Below are 14,842 nucleotides of genomic sequence, written 5' to 3' on the forward strand. Positions count from 1 at the left end.
ATCCGATCACAGGAACGAGCCGCGCGGTATCCCTCGAACAGGTGATTCAGTCACTAATCGCTCGACACCGGTGTACAGAGCGCTACGCTGGTGGCCGATCGCTCTGCTGATCTCGCTCCTTGTCGCCCCATACAGTGTGCTTCCCGTCCCGGGACTGCTCGACGGCCCGCTCGGCAGCCCGGGAAGTCTCCAACTCATCGCCCTGTGCCTGCTCTACGGGGCGCTCGCCACCGGGTACGACCTCCTGCTCGGCCGGACCGGACTGCTCTCCTTCGGCCACGCCCTCTACTTCGCCACCGGCCTGTACGCCACCGACCTCGGGATGCTGGAGCTGGACCTGCCGTTCGCCGCCGCCGCGGTGTTCGGCGTGGCCTGCACCGTCGCGCTGGCCCTCCTCCTCGGCTCGGTCAGCCTCCGCGTCTCCGGCATCGGGTTCTCCATGGTCACCCTCGCCTTCGCCCAGGCCGGCTCGATCCTCGTCCAGCGCAACCCCGGTGGCATCACGGGTGGTGAGGAGGGCCGGTCCGCGCCGGCCGACCACCTGCCCGCCGGCCTGCTCGGGATCGAGAACACCGCCAACCTGTACTGGATAGCCGTCGCCTACCTGGCGCTGACCCTCGGCGTCGTCCACCGTGCCGTCAACTCGCCGACCGGCAGGGTCTGGGAGGGCATCAGGGAGAACGAGCGCCGGGTCGAGGTGCTCGGACTGCGGCCCTACGGCTACAAGTTGGTCGCCTTCGTGCTGGCCGGCGGACTCGCCGGAGCGGGCGGGGTCGTCTACCTGCTGCTGACCGGCGGCGCCACTCCGCAGGCCGCCACCTCGGACGCCACCCTCGCGCTGCTGGTCATGGTGGTCCTCGGCGGATCCGGCACCCGCTGGGGTCCGCTGCTCGGCGGCGTGCTCTACACCTGGGCCGGTCACCGGCTCGGCGACCTCGCCAACTCGGGGACGGTCGCGGACCTCCCCGCTGTCCTGCGCGCCCCGCTCTCCCAACCGCTGTTCCTGCTCGGTGCGTTGTTCGTCGCCGTGGTCTACCTGCTGCCCGGCGGTCTGGCCAGGCTGCCCGCCCGTATCCGCGCCGCCCGATCCGCCCGCGCGACGTGCCCGCCGGGTGGCGTCCGTCCTGCCCGTCCCACCGGAGGTGGTCCCACGTGAGCCAGTCGTCCCTGCACCCCGAGGAGTTGGCCGTCCCGGTGCCCGGCGGCGCGCTGTCCGTCCTGCGCTGGCCCGCCGCGGACCCGCGGGCGCCCACCGTCGTGGCGGTGCACGGCATCACCGCCAACGGCCTCGCGTGGTACGAGGTCGCCCGCCAACTGGCCGGGAAGGTCACTCTGCTCGCCCCCGACCTGCGGGGCCGCGGCGGCAGCCGCGCGCTCGCCGGGCCGTACGGCCTGGCCCGCCACGCAGACGACGTGGCCGCACTGATCAACGCGCTCGGACTCGGGCCGGCCACCGTCGTCGGGCATTCCATGGGGGCGTGGGTGACCGCCCTGGCGGCGGTGCGGCACCCCCGACTCGTCGGCCGGGTGCTGCTCGTGGACGGAGCGCTGACCTTCCCGCTGCCCGACGGCGTCCGAGAGGAGGACGCCCTCGCCGCCGTGCTCGGCCCAGCGCTGGCGCGCCTCTCGATGACCTTCCCGGACCGGAACGCCTACCGGGCTTTCTGGCAGCGGCATCCGGCCGTCGGCTCCGCCTGGTCGGACGGGATCGACGCCTACACTCAGCGGGACCTGGTCGGCCGCGAGCCCGAGCTGCGCTCCTCCTGTGTGCTGGAGGCCGTGCAGACCGACGGTGCCCAGGTGCTGCTGGACACCGAAGCGGCCGCAGCCGTGCACCGGTTGCCCTGCCCGGCCGAACTGCTGTGGGCGGAACGCGGCCTGCTCGACGAAGCGCAGGGCCTCTACGACGCCGAGCGGGTCGCGCGGTCCGGGCTCGACCGGGCACGGGTCCCGGCCTCGCCCGTGCCGGACACCAACCACTACTCGATTCTCTGGTCGGCGGACGGCGCCGGGGCCATCGCGAGCCGCCTGTCCGGCGGGCACGCCTAGCGTCAGCCGAACCCGTCCCCGTCCCCGCCCCTGTCCCCTCCCGTCGCTTGCCGCTCGCCGGGTGCGGCCGTCAGCCGGCCGCGCCCAGGAAGGTCTCCCAACCGCCGGTGGGCGCCTGGCCGACGTTGAGCGTGCGCAGCTTGCGCAGGGTGGACTGGTCCTGCACCTCCAGCCACTCGACGAGCTGCTTGAAGGAGACCATCCGCACCTCGGGCTTGCCGGCGATGGCCTTGAGCGCGTCCTCGACGGCGTCCATGTAGATGCCGCCGTTCCACTGCTCGAAGTGGTTGCCGATGAAGAACGGCGCGCGGTTGCTGTTGTAGGCGCGGTCGAAGCCGGCCAGGTAGGAGTCCCGGGCCTGGTTGCGCCAGTCGCCGTACTTGGACGGGTCGCCCTTGGTGCTGCCGCTGGACTGGTTGGCCAGGATGTTGTAGTCCATCGACAAGACCTGGAAGGTGTGCCCCGGGAAGGGGATGGACTGCAGCGGGAAGTCCCAGACCTTGCCGTCCTGCACCTTCTGCGGCCATATCTGGAGGCCGCCCGCCGAACTCGCGTCGTACTTCCAGCCCATCTTCGCCGCCGTCGGCAGCAGCGCCTTCTGCCCCTCCAGGCACGGGGTCCGGCCGCCGATGAGCTCCTTCTTGTAGTCGAAGGGCAGCGGGTCGACGTCGGTGAAGCCGGTGTTGGTCCGCCACTGGGTGACGAACCCGATCGCCTGGTCGATCTCGCTCTGCCAGTCGTCCGAGGTCCACATGTTGACCCCGTTCTTGTCCGGGCGGCTGGAGCAGAAGTGCCCGTTGAAGTGGGTGCCGATCTCGTGCCCGGCCAGCCAGGCCTGGCTGACGAGCTTGAGCGTGCTCTTGACCGCGCCGTCCGACAGGTACGGGATGTCGGAGGCCCCGACCGCGTGCTTCGGCGGGTGGTAGAGGCTGGACTTGCCCTTCGGCAGGGCGTATATGCCGGAGAGGAAGAAGGTCATCGTGGCCTTGTACTGCTCGGCCAGCTTGAGGAACCGGGGGAACTGGCCGTCGTCGGTGCCGCCCGCGCCGTCCCAGGAGAAGACGACGAACTGCGGCGGACGCTCGCCGGGCTTGAGCTTCTCGGGCTTGGGCTGGTTCGGCTGGGGCCCGGTGTCCGCGTTGGAGCCGTCACCGATCGGCGTGCCCTTGGGCACCACGGCCTGGGTCGGATCGGTGGTGCCGGTCGGGGCGGGGGCGGGGGTGCCCGAGGGGGCGGAGGAGGAGGCCGGTCCCGAGCCGGAGCCGTTGCTGGAACAGGCCGCGACCGCCCCGAGGGCCGCGGTCGCTGCGGTGGCACTGAGCACGGTCCTGCGCGAGATGCTGGTCATGGTCTCCCCTGGTGCCGACGGCCGGTGGTGCGGGCGGCTCTGGGCCTTACCGGTCAAATCGGGCAATTGATGAGTATTCCGCCGTTAGCATGTCATGCGGACCGGACGGCGATCAAAGGGGTCGTCCGGGCCCGACGTGGGTCAACACGCCCATGGCGCCCGGCTGGGCTGCAGGGATCCCGGTTCTGTTGCGGTCCTGTGACGCTTCGCGGCCGACCACTCGCTCGGGCAGTACCGTACCGCCGCGGGGGCGGGCTCCGTCAGAGTGCCGAGAGTCGCCGGTTGCGGCGCACTATTCGTGCTATCGCGGTGCTCACCACGGTCGCCGCCGTGCAGGAGACGGCCAGGCTGAGCCAGGCGGTGTCGAACCAGTGGCTGTTCAGCCAGCCCAGCGTCACGATGTAGGCGGCCCACACCAGCGCCGCCAGCGCCGACCAGTGCAGGAAGCGGTGCGGGTGGTCGGGGGAGTGCCCGATGGCCAGGTCGAGGACGGTCCGTCCCGCCGGCACGAACCGGGCGACCACCACCATCGCGGCGGCGGCCCCGCGCGGCCGTTCGACCAGGGCCTGCTGCACCCGGGACACGCTCGCCGCGAGCTTGGGGCGCCGCGCCAGCCGCCGCTGGACCAGCGGGGCGCCGCGTCGGGCGAGGTGCAGCAGCAGGAGGTCGCCGAGGAACGAGGAAATCGCAACGCCCAGGCCGAGCAGCACCGGGGCGCCGTCGATCTGCGCGGTCTTGAGCACGGCCAGGATCACCAGCGTGCCGCTGGGGATGAAGGGGAGGAGGGCGTCGCCGAGTACGGCGCAGAGCGCCAGGGCGCAGATCCACGAGGATCCGATCGCCGCCACGAAGTTCAAGGCCCGTACTCCCTCCACGCCGCCCGGGGGAGCAGGTGGCTGCTGGGGTCAACGCTAGCGCCTCGACTTTCATGCCATGAAGCACCCCGGGTATGCGCGGGATCACAGCCGGGGAACGAAGCCGTCGCGGTCGGCGGCACCAGCCGCCGGAGTGATCCGCGCCACATTCCATGCTGCCGCACTTCCCGCCGGGCGTGGAACCGCTGCCGGATTTGCGCCCGGCCGGACGGATGCGGGCCGCACATGGAATGGAACGAGCCCCCGGAGCGGGGTTTCCACTCCGGGGGCTCGCATGGATCGTCCGGAACTGGTCCAGCCCGGCGACCTTGTCAACGGGAACGGGGGGCTTCCCATCGATGCCCCCGCTCCTGATCACCAGCCTGCCGGACTCCGGCGGTCCATCGCGAGACCTGCGGCTGGCGACTTCCGGCTCTGGCGTGAAGTCGCCACGCGTGTCCGCCCGCTGGCGCTGCGTCAGCCGAACGTCCGGTCGGCGGCGGCTCCGGTCGCGGATCGAGCGGCGGCTCCGGAGATGTGCCGCGGGACACCCCGAAGGCGGGGAACAGCGGGCGCCGGACGGTGGTTGCCCCCGATCGGCAGGAGTAGAAGAGACCGGAAAGGCGAGCGGCATGACCACCGAGGACCAGCAGACACACGGCACCGAACCGCCCGCCCCCGCGATCCGGGGCACCGCCCGCGGCACCGCACCCGCCCCGCTCTCGATCCTCGACCTCGCGACCGTCGGCGTCGGCCACACCCCCGCCGAGGCGCTCGCGGCCACCACCGCACTCGCCCGGAACGCCGAGCGCTGGGGCTACCACCGCTTCTGGGTCGCCGAGCACCACGGCATGCCCGGCGTCGCCAGCTCCACCCCGGCCGTCCTGCTCGCCCACCTGGGCGCCCACACCACCACGCTCCGGCTCGGCTCCGGCGGCGTCATGCTCCCCAACCACGCCCCGCTCGCCATCGCCGAACAGTTCGGCCTGCTGGAGGCCCTGCACCCCGGCCGGATCGACCTCGGCCTCGGTCGCGCCCCCGGCACCGACCAGGCCACCGCCCGGGCACTGCGCCGCGGCCTCGCCGAGGGCGCCGACGACTTCCCCCAGCAGCTCGCCGAACTGACCCACTTCCTCGACGGCGACTTCCCGGCCGGCCACCCGTACGCCCGGCTCACGGCCATCCCCAACGGCGACGCCCGACCGCCGATCTGGCTCCTCGGCTCCTCGGGCTTCAGCGCCCAGCTCGCCGGCCGCCTCGGCCTGCCCTTCGCCTTCGCGCACCACTTCAGCAGCGCCAACACCCTCCCGGCACTCGACCTCTACCGGGACTCCTTCCGCCCCTCCGCCGTCCTCACCGAGCCCTACGCCCTCATCGGCGTGAGCGCGGTGGCCGCCGACGACGAGGACTCCGCCCGCCGCCTCGCCCGCTCCGCGGCGCTCGGCATGCTCCGGCTGCGCCGCGGCACCCCGGGCCCGATCCCCACGCCGGAGGAGGCCGAGTCCTACCCGTACAGCCCGGTCGAGGCGGACTTCATCGACAACTGGCTGGCCAACGTGGTCCTGGGCGCCCCGGGCGAGGTCGCCGACGGCCTCGAAGCCCTGCGCAAGCGAACGGGCGTCGACGAGCTGATGATCACCTCCCACATCCACGGCCACGAGGCCCGCCTCCGCTCCTACGGCCGGATCGCCGAGGCCTACGGCCTGACGGCCACGGCCTGAGGCAGACCGCACGACGCAGATCGCCTGTCCCTGGCCATCGTCGTGGCCGGGGTCGGCGGGTCCCTGGCCGGCAGGCCGTGGCGGACTCCGGTGGCGACCGGACCGGCGGGCAACGGGCCTGCTCACAGAGGTGGTGCCGGGGCTGGAGCCCTCAGGGCCGGGCCTCCTCGCACGCCGATCGCGAAGCGTCGAGCGAGCGACCGGCCGTGTCCTGACGGACCTTGCCAGGTCATGGGCGCCGGGCCGGGGACTCCCCGCAGCTGCCGGCCTCCGGTCGTGCAGGCCGCCAGATACCGTCGCGGGCTCGTCCCGAGCCGCCGTCGAGCCGCCGAGCAACCGAGCCGCCCGGCAACCGGGCGGCCGAGAGCGAGGTGGCGAGCCCCTGCGGCCGGGGTGCCGCCTGATCGCCAGCCGCCCCAGCGCCCCCGGCCCGGCCGTCGTCGTGGCCGGGGTCGCGGGGATCCCCGGTACTCGGCCCTGCGGACGCTCAGTCCGCCAGCCGCCAGCCGCCAGCCGCCAGCCGCGAGTCAGCAGCCGTCCGACGGGCGGCGCTCGCGCTCCGGCCCTTTACCGGGGGGCGGGCCGGGACCGGCGCAGTATGGCGGCGACGCGTTCGGCGTCGCCGGGGCGGGCGAAGTACCAGCCCTGGGCGGTGTCGCAGCCGGTGAGGCGGAGGCGTTCGGCCTGGGCGGCGTTCTCGATGCCCTCGGCGGTGACGGTCAGGCCCAGGGTGTGGGCCAGCTGGACCATCGCTCCGACGATCTGCTCGTCGGCGTCGCTGCGGCGGCTGTCGGGGGCCGGGTGGTCGGGCCGGCCGGCCGGGGCCGGGTCGCGGAAGCCCTCGATGAAGGTGCCGTCGAGCTTGAGCACGTGCACCGGCAGGCGGGAGAGGTAGGCGAGGTTCGAGTAGCCGGTGCCGAAGTCGTCGATGGCGATCCGGACGCCCATGTCGGCGAGCGCCTGCAGGGCCTGGAGCGGGCGGCCGCCGGGGCCGAGCAGGGCGCTCTCGGTGATCTCCAGCTGGAGCAGCCGGGCGGGCAGGCCGGTGCGTTCGAGGGCGCGGGCGACGTCGGCGACGACGTCGGAGTCCCAGATCTGCCGGGCGGCCAGGTTGACGCTGACGAAGGTCTCGGTGTCGGGGAACTCGGTGAGCCACTGCCGGGCCTGGCGGCAGGACTCCTCCAGCACCCACTTGCCGAGCGGCACGATCGCGCCGGACTCCTCGGCGAGCGGGATGAAGCGGTCGGGCGAGAGCGTCCCGTAGCGGGGGTGGCGCCAGCGGACCAGGGCCTCGGCGCCGTGCACCGCGCCGTCGGCGAGGCCGACCAGCGGCTGGTACTCGATGGTGAACTCGCCGCGTTCGAGGGCCGGGCGCAGTGCGGTGGCGAGGAGCTGGCGGGTGAGCTGATGGGCGCCGCGGTCGGAGTCGTAGAGGGTCCAGCGGGCGCGGCCGTCGGCCTTGGACCAGTAGAGGGTGGCGTCGGCGTCCTTGACCAGGTCGGTCGGGGTGGTCCCGTGCACGGGGCGTTCGACGACGCCGACGCTGGCGGTGATCACCAGGCGGTGGCCGGCGATGTCGAAGGGGAGTTCCAGGGCTTCGAGGATGCGGGCGGCCAGGTCGGTGAGCTGTTCGCTGCCCGCGCTGTCGGTGACGAGGACGGCGAACTCGTCGCCGCCCATCCGGGCGACCAGGTGGGCGCTGTGCCCGGGGAAGCCGCCGCGCAGCCGGGTGGCGACGGCGATCAGGAGCTGGTCGCCGATGTGGTGGCCGAGGGTCTCGTTGATCGCGGCGAAGCCGTCGAGGTCGAGGTAGCAGACGCCGACGCGGCGCCCGTCCGCGGGGCGGGGGTCGCCGGTGAGGCAGGCGGCGTCGAGGCGTTCGAAGAAGTAGGTCCGGTTGGGGAGCCGGGTCAGCGGGTCGTGGAGGGCCTGGTATTCGAGGCGGTCGCCGAGCCGGCGCTGTTCGGTGATGTCCTCGACGAGGGCGAGGGTGTAGAGGGGGTGCCCGGCGCTGTCCCGGATGAGGGAGACGGTCACCTTGCTCCAGACCGTGCGGCCTTCGCGGTGCCTGAGCTGCTTCTCGACCCGGAACCGTTCGCGTCCGCCGTGGACGAGGGCGGGGAAGAGCCGGTGCGGCATGCCCTCCGGGTCGAGGATCTCGTGCAGGTGGGTGCGGACGAGTTCGCCGACGCCGCGGCCGAGCAGGGCCGCGAAGGCGGGGTTGACCTCGATGATCCGGTCGTCGGGGTCGATCAGGGCCATGCCGATGACGGCGTCGCAGAAGGCGGCCCGGAAGCGGGACTCGCTGGCCCGCAGTGCGGTGAGCATCCGGTCGGTCCCGTCGTCCGCCCGGTGGGCGCCGTTGGTCAGTGGCGCCGAGCAGGTGGGGCAGAGGAGCACTTCGGGTGCCGCGTCCGGGGCCACCTCGGGGGTGCTGTCCCGGGCTCCGTCCCGGTTGGTGGGCCCGTCCTCCAGGGCCACCCCCGGGTGGTGTGCGTCGGCCCCCTCGTTCTGGCCCGGCACGGCATGCTCCCGTCCGCTGCTGACGCCTGATGCTGGTCCGACCGGTCACCCGGGACTGCGGCGGCCGGCTCCGCACTCTGTCGCGGTCCTCGGGGTCGGTCCGGCGCGGGACGCCCGGCGGGGAACTGCCGCGTGGGGGAGACCGCGTGGACACCCGCGTGAAGAACAGGGCGCTGCGGCCGATCATAGGACGCGTCGGCAACGCGCGGTGACCGCCGCCAGGGTGATTCGCCCGCTTTGGGGTCAACCGTGGCGGTACATGCAGACGCCCCCGGTACACATCACATGATGTGCGCCAGGGGCGCGTGCGCCGAACCCGCGCCCCATGACACCGGTTGCGCGCCGGGAGCGCGAAGCGGGGTGGGGCCTCGGCCGGCGGGGCGTCCGCCGGAACGTCAGGCCAGCGTGGCCGTCAGGGTGATGGTGGTGCCGGTGAGGGCCTGGCTGACCGGGCAGTTCGCCTTGGCGTCCTCGGCGGCCTTCACGAAGCCGGCCTCGTCCAGGCCCGGGACGTCGCCGACCACGGTCAGGTGGATGCCGGTGATGCCGGCGCCGGGCTGGAAGGTCACGTCGGCCTGGGTGTCCAGCTTGGCGGGCGGGGTGCCGGCGCCGGCCAGGGCGTGCGAGAGGGCCATCGAGAAGCACGCGGAGTGCGCGGCGCCGATCAGCTCCTCCGGACTGGTCTTGCCGTTGGGCTCCTCGGCACGGGCCGCCCAGGAGACGGGGTACTCACCGATGCCGGACGAGGCGAAGGTCACCTGCCCCTTGCCCTGGAGCAGGTTGCCCTCCCAGGCGGTGCGGGCGGTGCGGGTCGTAGCCACGATCGGTACCTCCATTGCTGACATTGCTGCGGAACTGCTGAGGAGCAGCTGAGGAATTGCTGGTGCGTCACTTCCGGTCATGCACGCACCAGCCTACGGTGGGCCCCGGTCCGTCCCCGGGTACTTCGGGTGCCCGGCGGTGCGGCGGTGCGTGCGCCGTCCGGATCGTGGACGGTCGGGTGCAACGGAGGGGACCGGGGCCGGGAGCCCTGTTAGATTGGCGCGGGCCCGAGCTCGGCCGCCGTACGGCCGGGTTTCCACCACCAGCCTTTCCGGGAGCCGCCGCGATGACGGACCACCCCACGACCTCCGACGCCGCTCTGCCCGCGGGGGTGGACGACGCCGTGCGCGCCGAGCTGACCAGCCTGCGCGAGAGCATCGACAACATCGACGCCGCGGTGGTCCACATGCTGGCCGAGCGGTTCAAGGCGACCCAGCGGGTCGGCCGGCTCAAGGCCGAGCACAAGCTGCCGCCGGCCGATCCGGCGCGGGAGCGGGACCAGATCAAGCGGCTGCGCGAGCTGGCCGCCGGGGCCAAGCTGGACCCGGTCTTCGCTGAGAAGTTCCTGAACTTCATCATCGCCGAGGTCATCCGCCACCACGAGGCGATCGCCCGCGCCTGAGGCTCCGCGCACGAGGGCCGCGGGCCCGAGAAGGTCCGGCACTGACCGATGTCGACCGGTTCCGACTGTTTTCAACCGGTACCGGCGGGCTCCGCGGCGGTGAATCAGCGTCCCGGGGGCCCGGTGTCAGGGGTGCCGGGGGTGTCGGGCGCGGCTAAAGTCCGGATTTCGTGAGGCTCCACGGTTGGCGTAGCGTGCAGGTTTCCGCAGCCGGAGAGGTGGAGCAGCGACGATGGCGGTGAACCTGCCCGAAACGCCGAGCGAGGCCGAGGGCCGTGCCGAGAGTTCCGCCGCCCCCGGCGGTCGCGCCGAGGCCCGCCGCCGGGCCCGTGGCGGACGCGCCCGCAAGGCCCGGCGGACGCGGCGCAAGCCGCGGCCGTGGTGGATCGAGATCCCGGCGATGATCGCGGTCGGCCTGACGCTCGCGCTGCTGATCAAGACCTGTCTGCTCCAGGTGTTCACCATCCCGTCCGGCTCGATGGAGAACACGCTGCGGATCGGCGACCGGGTCGGCGTGAACAAGCTGGCGCCGCTGACCGGCTGGGAGCCGGAGCAGGGGCAGCCGGTGGTCTTCAAGGACCCGGGCGACTGGCTCCCGCCGCAGCCGGTCGACGGCAACCCGTTCACCAACGCGCTCACCTCGGCGCTGAGCTTCGTCGGGCTGGTGCCGCCGAAGGACGACAACTACCTGGTCAAGCGGGTGATCGCGACCGGTGGTCAGACCGTGCAGTGCACCGGCACCACGCTCACAGTGAACGGGAAGAAGGTCGACGAGCCGTACCTCCACCCGGGGGACGACTCCTGCGCCGGCCTGGACTTCGGGCCGGTGACGGTGCCGGCCGGGCACATCTGGGTGGAGGGCGACCACCGCAGCGACTCGGCGGACTCCCGCTACCACCGCAGCGGCCCGGGTGGCGGCGCGGTGCCGGTGGGCAACGTGGTGGGGCCGGTGTCGGCCGTCGTGTGGCCGCTCAACCACTTCGACTGGTTCGGCTGGGTCGGCCGCTGACCCCGCTCTCGGCGGTGGTCGGCTCCCCGGCGTCCACCGCGACGGCCTCGGCCGCCGCCGCCACCGCCCCCGCGACGGGCTCGACCGCGACGGCGTCCACCGCGACGGACTCCGCCGCCCGCGCGGTCCCCGCGGCCTCCGCCGGCTTGCTCGCCTGGGCCGCGAACGCCCCGGCGAGCACCAGCAGGCCGCCCGCGAGCTGCGGCAGCCCGAGGTGCTCGCCGAGCAGGATCCAGGCCAGCACGGTGGCGACGACGGCCTCCAGGTTGGCCACCACTCCGGCGACCGGCGGCGAGAGGTGCCCGACGGAGACCACGCCGGTCAAGTAGGCGAGGACGGTCGCCACCAGCACCATCCAGGCGGCCGGGAGGAACGCGGGCAGCGAGTGCCCGTTCATCACGACGTCCCCGCCGAGCGGGCTCCAGTCGGCCTCCCAGGGCCGGGTCGCCACGGTGAGCACGACCGCGCCGATCAGCAGGCCGAACGCGCTGACGGCCATCGGGTCGACCGGTCGCTCGCCCCGGCGGCCGGCGTCGGCCAGCACGAAGTAGCCGACCTGGCAGCAGGCGGCACCGAGCGCGAACAGGACGCCGAGGGCGTCGAAGCTCAGGCCGTTCCAGACCTCCACCACGCAGGCGAGGCCGGTCACGGCGACTGCGGCGCCGAACGCCGCGCCCCGGCTGACGGGCTTGCGCTGGACGAACTTGACGTAGCCGATGAGCAGCGGCGGGCCGAGGTACTGGATGAGCAGGGCCACGCCGACCGGGATGCGGGAGATCGCCGCGAAGTAGCAGGCCTGGACGCCGGCGACGGCGAGCAGGGCGAAGCCGATCAGCAGGCCGGGGCGGCGGAGCACGGCGTCGCGGTGGCGGTAGGCGATCGGCAGGAGGACCACGGCGGCACCGGTGACCCGCAGCCAGACCACGTGGAGCGGGGAGAGCCCGGCCTCGATCAGCGGCTTCGCGGCCGTGCCGGAGCCGCCGAAGGCGCAGGCGGAGATCAGCGCGAGGCCGAGGCCGAGGGTTCGTCCGGAGGGGCGGGCGGACGGGGCCGTTGTCTGGTGCACCGACGCATTGTGACAGTCATACCGCCGATGGTGTAAGGCGCCATTCCGCCATTTGGTCCTGCGGGCAACTGTACGCAGCGGAGTATTCACACCGCTCGCCCGCAGGGAGTAAGAGGGAGCACGGGGCAGTAAGGGGAAGCAACGGGAAGCAAGGGGACGTGAAGGCGCACGGCAACGCCCCGGGGTCGGATGAGACCCCGGGGCGCAGGAGCCGCCGGATCGGACGGGCCGCCGGATCGGACGGGCCGGGATCAGTTCCCCGGCCCGGCCCCCGTGCCGCCGTTGTTCGTCCCGCCCGTCGGCTGGGTGGTGGGCGTCGTCGTCGGGCCGGTCGTCGGCTGCGTGGTCGGCGTCGGCCGGGTGGTGGGCCTGGTCGTCGGCGGCGACGTGGGGTTCGTGGTCGGCTGCGTCGTGGGCGGCGCGGTCGGCACGGTGTTCCCGCCGGAGTTCGAGCCGTCGGAGCCGTTCGCTCCGCCGTTCTGGGACCCGTTCGACCCGCCGTTCTGCGAGCCGTTCGAGCCGCTGCTCGGCTGGCTGCTCGCGCCGCCGTTCGGGTTGCCGGTGGCGCTGCCCGTCGACGGGGTGCCGGACGGCGTGGCAGGGGAGGTCGGCGCGTCGGTCGCGCCGGAGTCGCCGCCGTCCGACGGGTCCGGGAAGTCGCCCACGGGCTGGCCCTTGAGCGCGGCCTTCATGTAGCTGGTCCAGATCTGCGCCGGGTACTGGCCGCCGGCCGCGCCGTCGATGCCGCCGACGCCGCTCAGGCTCACCTGCGCCCCGGTGCCCGGGTCCTGGCCGAACAGCGCGACCGAGGTGACGAGCTCGGGGGTGTAGCCGACGAACCACACCGACTTCTGGTCGTCCGTGGTGCCGGTCTTGCCGGCCGCCGGCCGGCCCAGCGCCTTCGCCCGGAAACCGGTGCCGCCCGGGTCGCTCACGACGCCCTGGAGCATCGACGTGACCTGGTTCGCGGTGTCCGCGCTGATCGCCTGGGTGGTCTTGTGTGCGGGCAGCTGGACGGCCTCGCCCTCGCGGTCCACCGACTGCACGAGCCACGGCGTGATCTGCTTGCCGCCGTTGTCGAGCGTGGCGTACACGCCGGCCATGTCGAGCACGCTCGGGGTGGCCGCGCCCAGCGGGATGGACGGCACCGGGTCGAGGCCCGGGGTGCTGCCGGGCAGGCCCAGCGCGACCGCGGTGTCCTTGACCTTCTGCAGCCCGGTGTCCTGGGCGAGCTGGGCGAACACCGAGTTCACCGACTTGTCGATGGCCTGCTGGAGCGAGATCTGGCCGTAGCTGACGTCGCCCTCGTTCGGCGGCGCGTACGGGGTGCCCTTGCCGCCGCGGACCTTGCGGCCGCTGGTGCCGTCGTAGACGGTGCGCGGGGTGACGGTCCGGCCGTCCTGGGTCTTGGCGTTGTTCTCGAACGCGGCGGCGAGGGCGATCGCCTTGAAGGTCGAGCCGGCCTGGTAGTCGCGCCGGGTCGCGTTGTCGACGTAGTGCTTGATGTAGTCGACGCCGCCGTACAGGGCGACGACCGCACCGGTCTTCGGGTCCACCGAGGCGGCGCCGGCCTGGGCGGCCGCGTCCTTCTTGCGCTTGTCCGGGTTCAGGGTGTCGTGCAGCTGCGCCTGGACGGCGTCCTGCAGGGCCTGCTGGCGGGTCGGGTCGATGCTCAGCTTGATCGTGTAGCCGCCCTTGGCCAGCTCGTTGTCGCTGATGATCCCGCTGGAGGTGAGGTACTGGGTGGCCGCGTCGACCAGGTAGCCGGACTGGCCGGACAGGCCGGGGTTGGGCTGCGGGTCCTTGACGTCCGGGAACGGGGTCTTGGCCCGCTCGTCGGCGGACAGCCAGCCCTCCTTGACCATGCCGTCCATGACGTAGTTCCAGCGGTTGACCGCGTTCTGCTTGCCCAACGGGGTCGTGTTGGCCACGTCGTAGGCGCTGGGCGCGTTGAGCAGGGTGGCCAGGTAGGCGCCCTGGGCGGCGTTGAGCGCGGAGGCGTCGATGCCGAAGTACGCCTGCGCGGCGGCCTGGATGCCGTAGGCGCCGCGGCCGTAGTAGGAGGTGTTCAGGTAGCCGGAGAGGATCTCGTCCTTGCTCTCGGTGGCGTCCACCTTGATGGCGATGAAGAGCTCCTTCACCTTGCGGGTGACGGACTGCTTCTGGTTCAGGTACGTGTTCTTCACGTACTGCTGGGTGATCGTGGAGCCGCCCTGGGTGCCCTCGCCCTTGGCGGTGTTGATCGCGGCGCGGGCCAGGCCCTGCACGTTGATCGCGCCCTCGTGGTAGAAGTTGCGGTCCTCGGCGGCCAGCGCGGCGTGCTGGGCGGCGGGGGAGACCTTGTCCAGGCCGACGTTCTGCCGGTTGCGCTCGCCGGTGCGGGTGATCACCGAGCCGTCCGCGTAGAGCCAGGTGTTGCTCTGGGCGGTGGCCGCGGCGTGCGCGTCCGGGACCTTCACGAGCGCGATGCCGAGCGCGAAGAGGCCGACACCGAGGAGGATCGAGGCGGCGAGTCCGAGCAGCGTCATCCGCCAGGTCGGTATCAGCCGGCGCCAGCCGGTGCGCTTGGGGCGGCGCTTCTTGCCGCCCTGGGGATCTCTGGACAAGGCGCGGCCTTTCCTGCGGGCGGACCGGGCCAGCCTGCACAGACGGGGACAACGGTGGTCGGGGGACCTTTGTCCCGATTCCGGTTTACCGCCCAGGACGAACGGGATGGGTCGATCGGCTCCTCCGGAGCGGCAATCGAGACCGACATCACATCCAAAACGCACGCAAAACGGACGCCATGGGCAAAAAAGTTGGGGAGCCCCTCGCTGATGCGAGGGACT

General features: G+C 72.8%; 11 protein-coding genes. 5 read left to right on the forward strand and 6 right to left on the reverse strand.

Annotated elements, in window-relative coordinates; genetic code table 11:
* Window positions 1–28: 28 nt before the first annotated feature.
* Complete coding sequence (locus tag ACFV4G_RS00530; RefSeq protein ID WP_380435298.1) at window positions 29–1,156, forward strand: branched-chain amino acid ABC transporter permease; 1,128 nt, start codon at window positions 29–31, stop codon at window positions 1,154–1,156.
* A complete protein-coding gene (locus tag ACFV4G_RS00535) occupies window positions 1,153–2,049 on the forward strand; it encodes an alpha/beta fold hydrolase (RefSeq protein ID WP_380435195.1) in 897 nt (298 codons plus the stop codon). The genes ACFV4G_RS00530 and ACFV4G_RS00535 overlap by 4 nt, the downstream gene beginning before the upstream one ends.
* 70 nt (window positions 2,050–2,119) lie before the next feature.
* Here the strand turns inward: ACFV4G_RS00535 and ACFV4G_RS00540 are convergent, their stop codons facing one another.
* Window positions 2,120–3,397 (reverse strand): hypothetical protein, encoded by a 1,278-nt coding sequence (locus ACFV4G_RS00540; RefSeq protein ID WP_380435196.1) that lies wholly within the window; start codon window positions 3,395–3,397, stop codon window positions 2,120–2,122.
* A 260-nt stretch (window positions 3,398–3,657) separates the two neighbouring features.
* Window positions 3,658–4,245, reverse strand: coding sequence for a DedA family protein (locus ACFV4G_RS00545; RefSeq protein ID WP_380435299.1), 588 nt, complete (start codon window positions 4,243–4,245; stop codon window positions 3,658–3,660).
* A gap of 638 nt (window positions 4,246–4,883) precedes the next feature.
* On the opposite strand from ACFV4G_RS00545, the gene ACFV4G_RS00550 reads away from it, so the two are divergent.
* Window positions 4,884–5,972, forward strand: a complete 1,089-nt coding sequence (locus ACFV4G_RS00550) for an LLM class flavin-dependent oxidoreductase (RefSeq protein ID WP_380435197.1) — start codon at window positions 4,884–4,886, stop codon at window positions 5,970–5,972.
* 567 nt (window positions 5,973–6,539) lie between these two features.
* On the opposite strand, the gene ACFV4G_RS00555 is transcribed toward ACFV4G_RS00550, so the two are convergent.
* Together ACFV4G_RS00555 and ACFV4G_RS00560 are read right to left on the reverse strand one after the other, a co-directional pair.
* Window positions 6,540–8,495, reverse strand: coding sequence for a putative bifunctional diguanylate cyclase/phosphodiesterase (locus tag ACFV4G_RS00555; RefSeq protein WP_380435198.1), 1,956 nt, complete (start codon window positions 8,493–8,495; stop codon window positions 6,540–6,542).
* A gap of 395 nt (window positions 8,496–8,890) precedes the next feature.
* Window positions 8,891–9,316, reverse strand: a complete 426-nt coding sequence (locus ACFV4G_RS00560) for an OsmC family protein (protein ID WP_380435199.1) — start codon at window positions 9,314–9,316, stop codon at window positions 8,891–8,893.
* 287 nt (window positions 9,317–9,603) lie between these two features.
* Between ACFV4G_RS00560 and ACFV4G_RS00565 the strand changes: the two genes are divergently transcribed.
* Entirely contained in the window at window positions 9,604–9,939 is a 336-nt protein-coding gene (locus tag ACFV4G_RS00565) for a chorismate mutase (protein ID WP_380435200.1), read from the forward strand.
* A gap of 232 nt (window positions 9,940–10,171) precedes the next feature.
* A complete protein-coding gene (lepB, locus tag ACFV4G_RS00570) occupies window positions 10,172–10,948 on the forward strand; it encodes a signal peptidase I (RefSeq protein WP_380435201.1) in 777 nt (258 codons plus the stop codon).
* On the opposite strand, the gene ACFV4G_RS00575 is transcribed toward lepB, so the two are convergent.
* Entirely contained in the window at window positions 10,911–12,014 is a 1,104-nt protein-coding gene (locus tag ACFV4G_RS00575) for a DMT family transporter (protein ID WP_380435202.1), read from the reverse strand. The two genes, lepB and ACFV4G_RS00575, sit on opposite strands and share 38 nt — an antisense overlap.
* Before the next feature lie 251 nt (window positions 12,015–12,265).
* Entirely contained in the window at window positions 12,266–14,620 is a 2,355-nt protein-coding gene (locus tag ACFV4G_RS00580) for a transglycosylase domain-containing protein (protein WP_380435203.1), read from the reverse strand.
* Between the last annotated feature and the right edge of the window lie 222 nt (window positions 14,621–14,842).

Source organism: Kitasatospora sp. NPDC059747 (assembly GCF_042732955.1).
Classification (GTDB): domain Bacteria; phylum Actinomycetota; class Actinomycetes; order Streptomycetales; family Streptomycetaceae; genus Kitasatospora.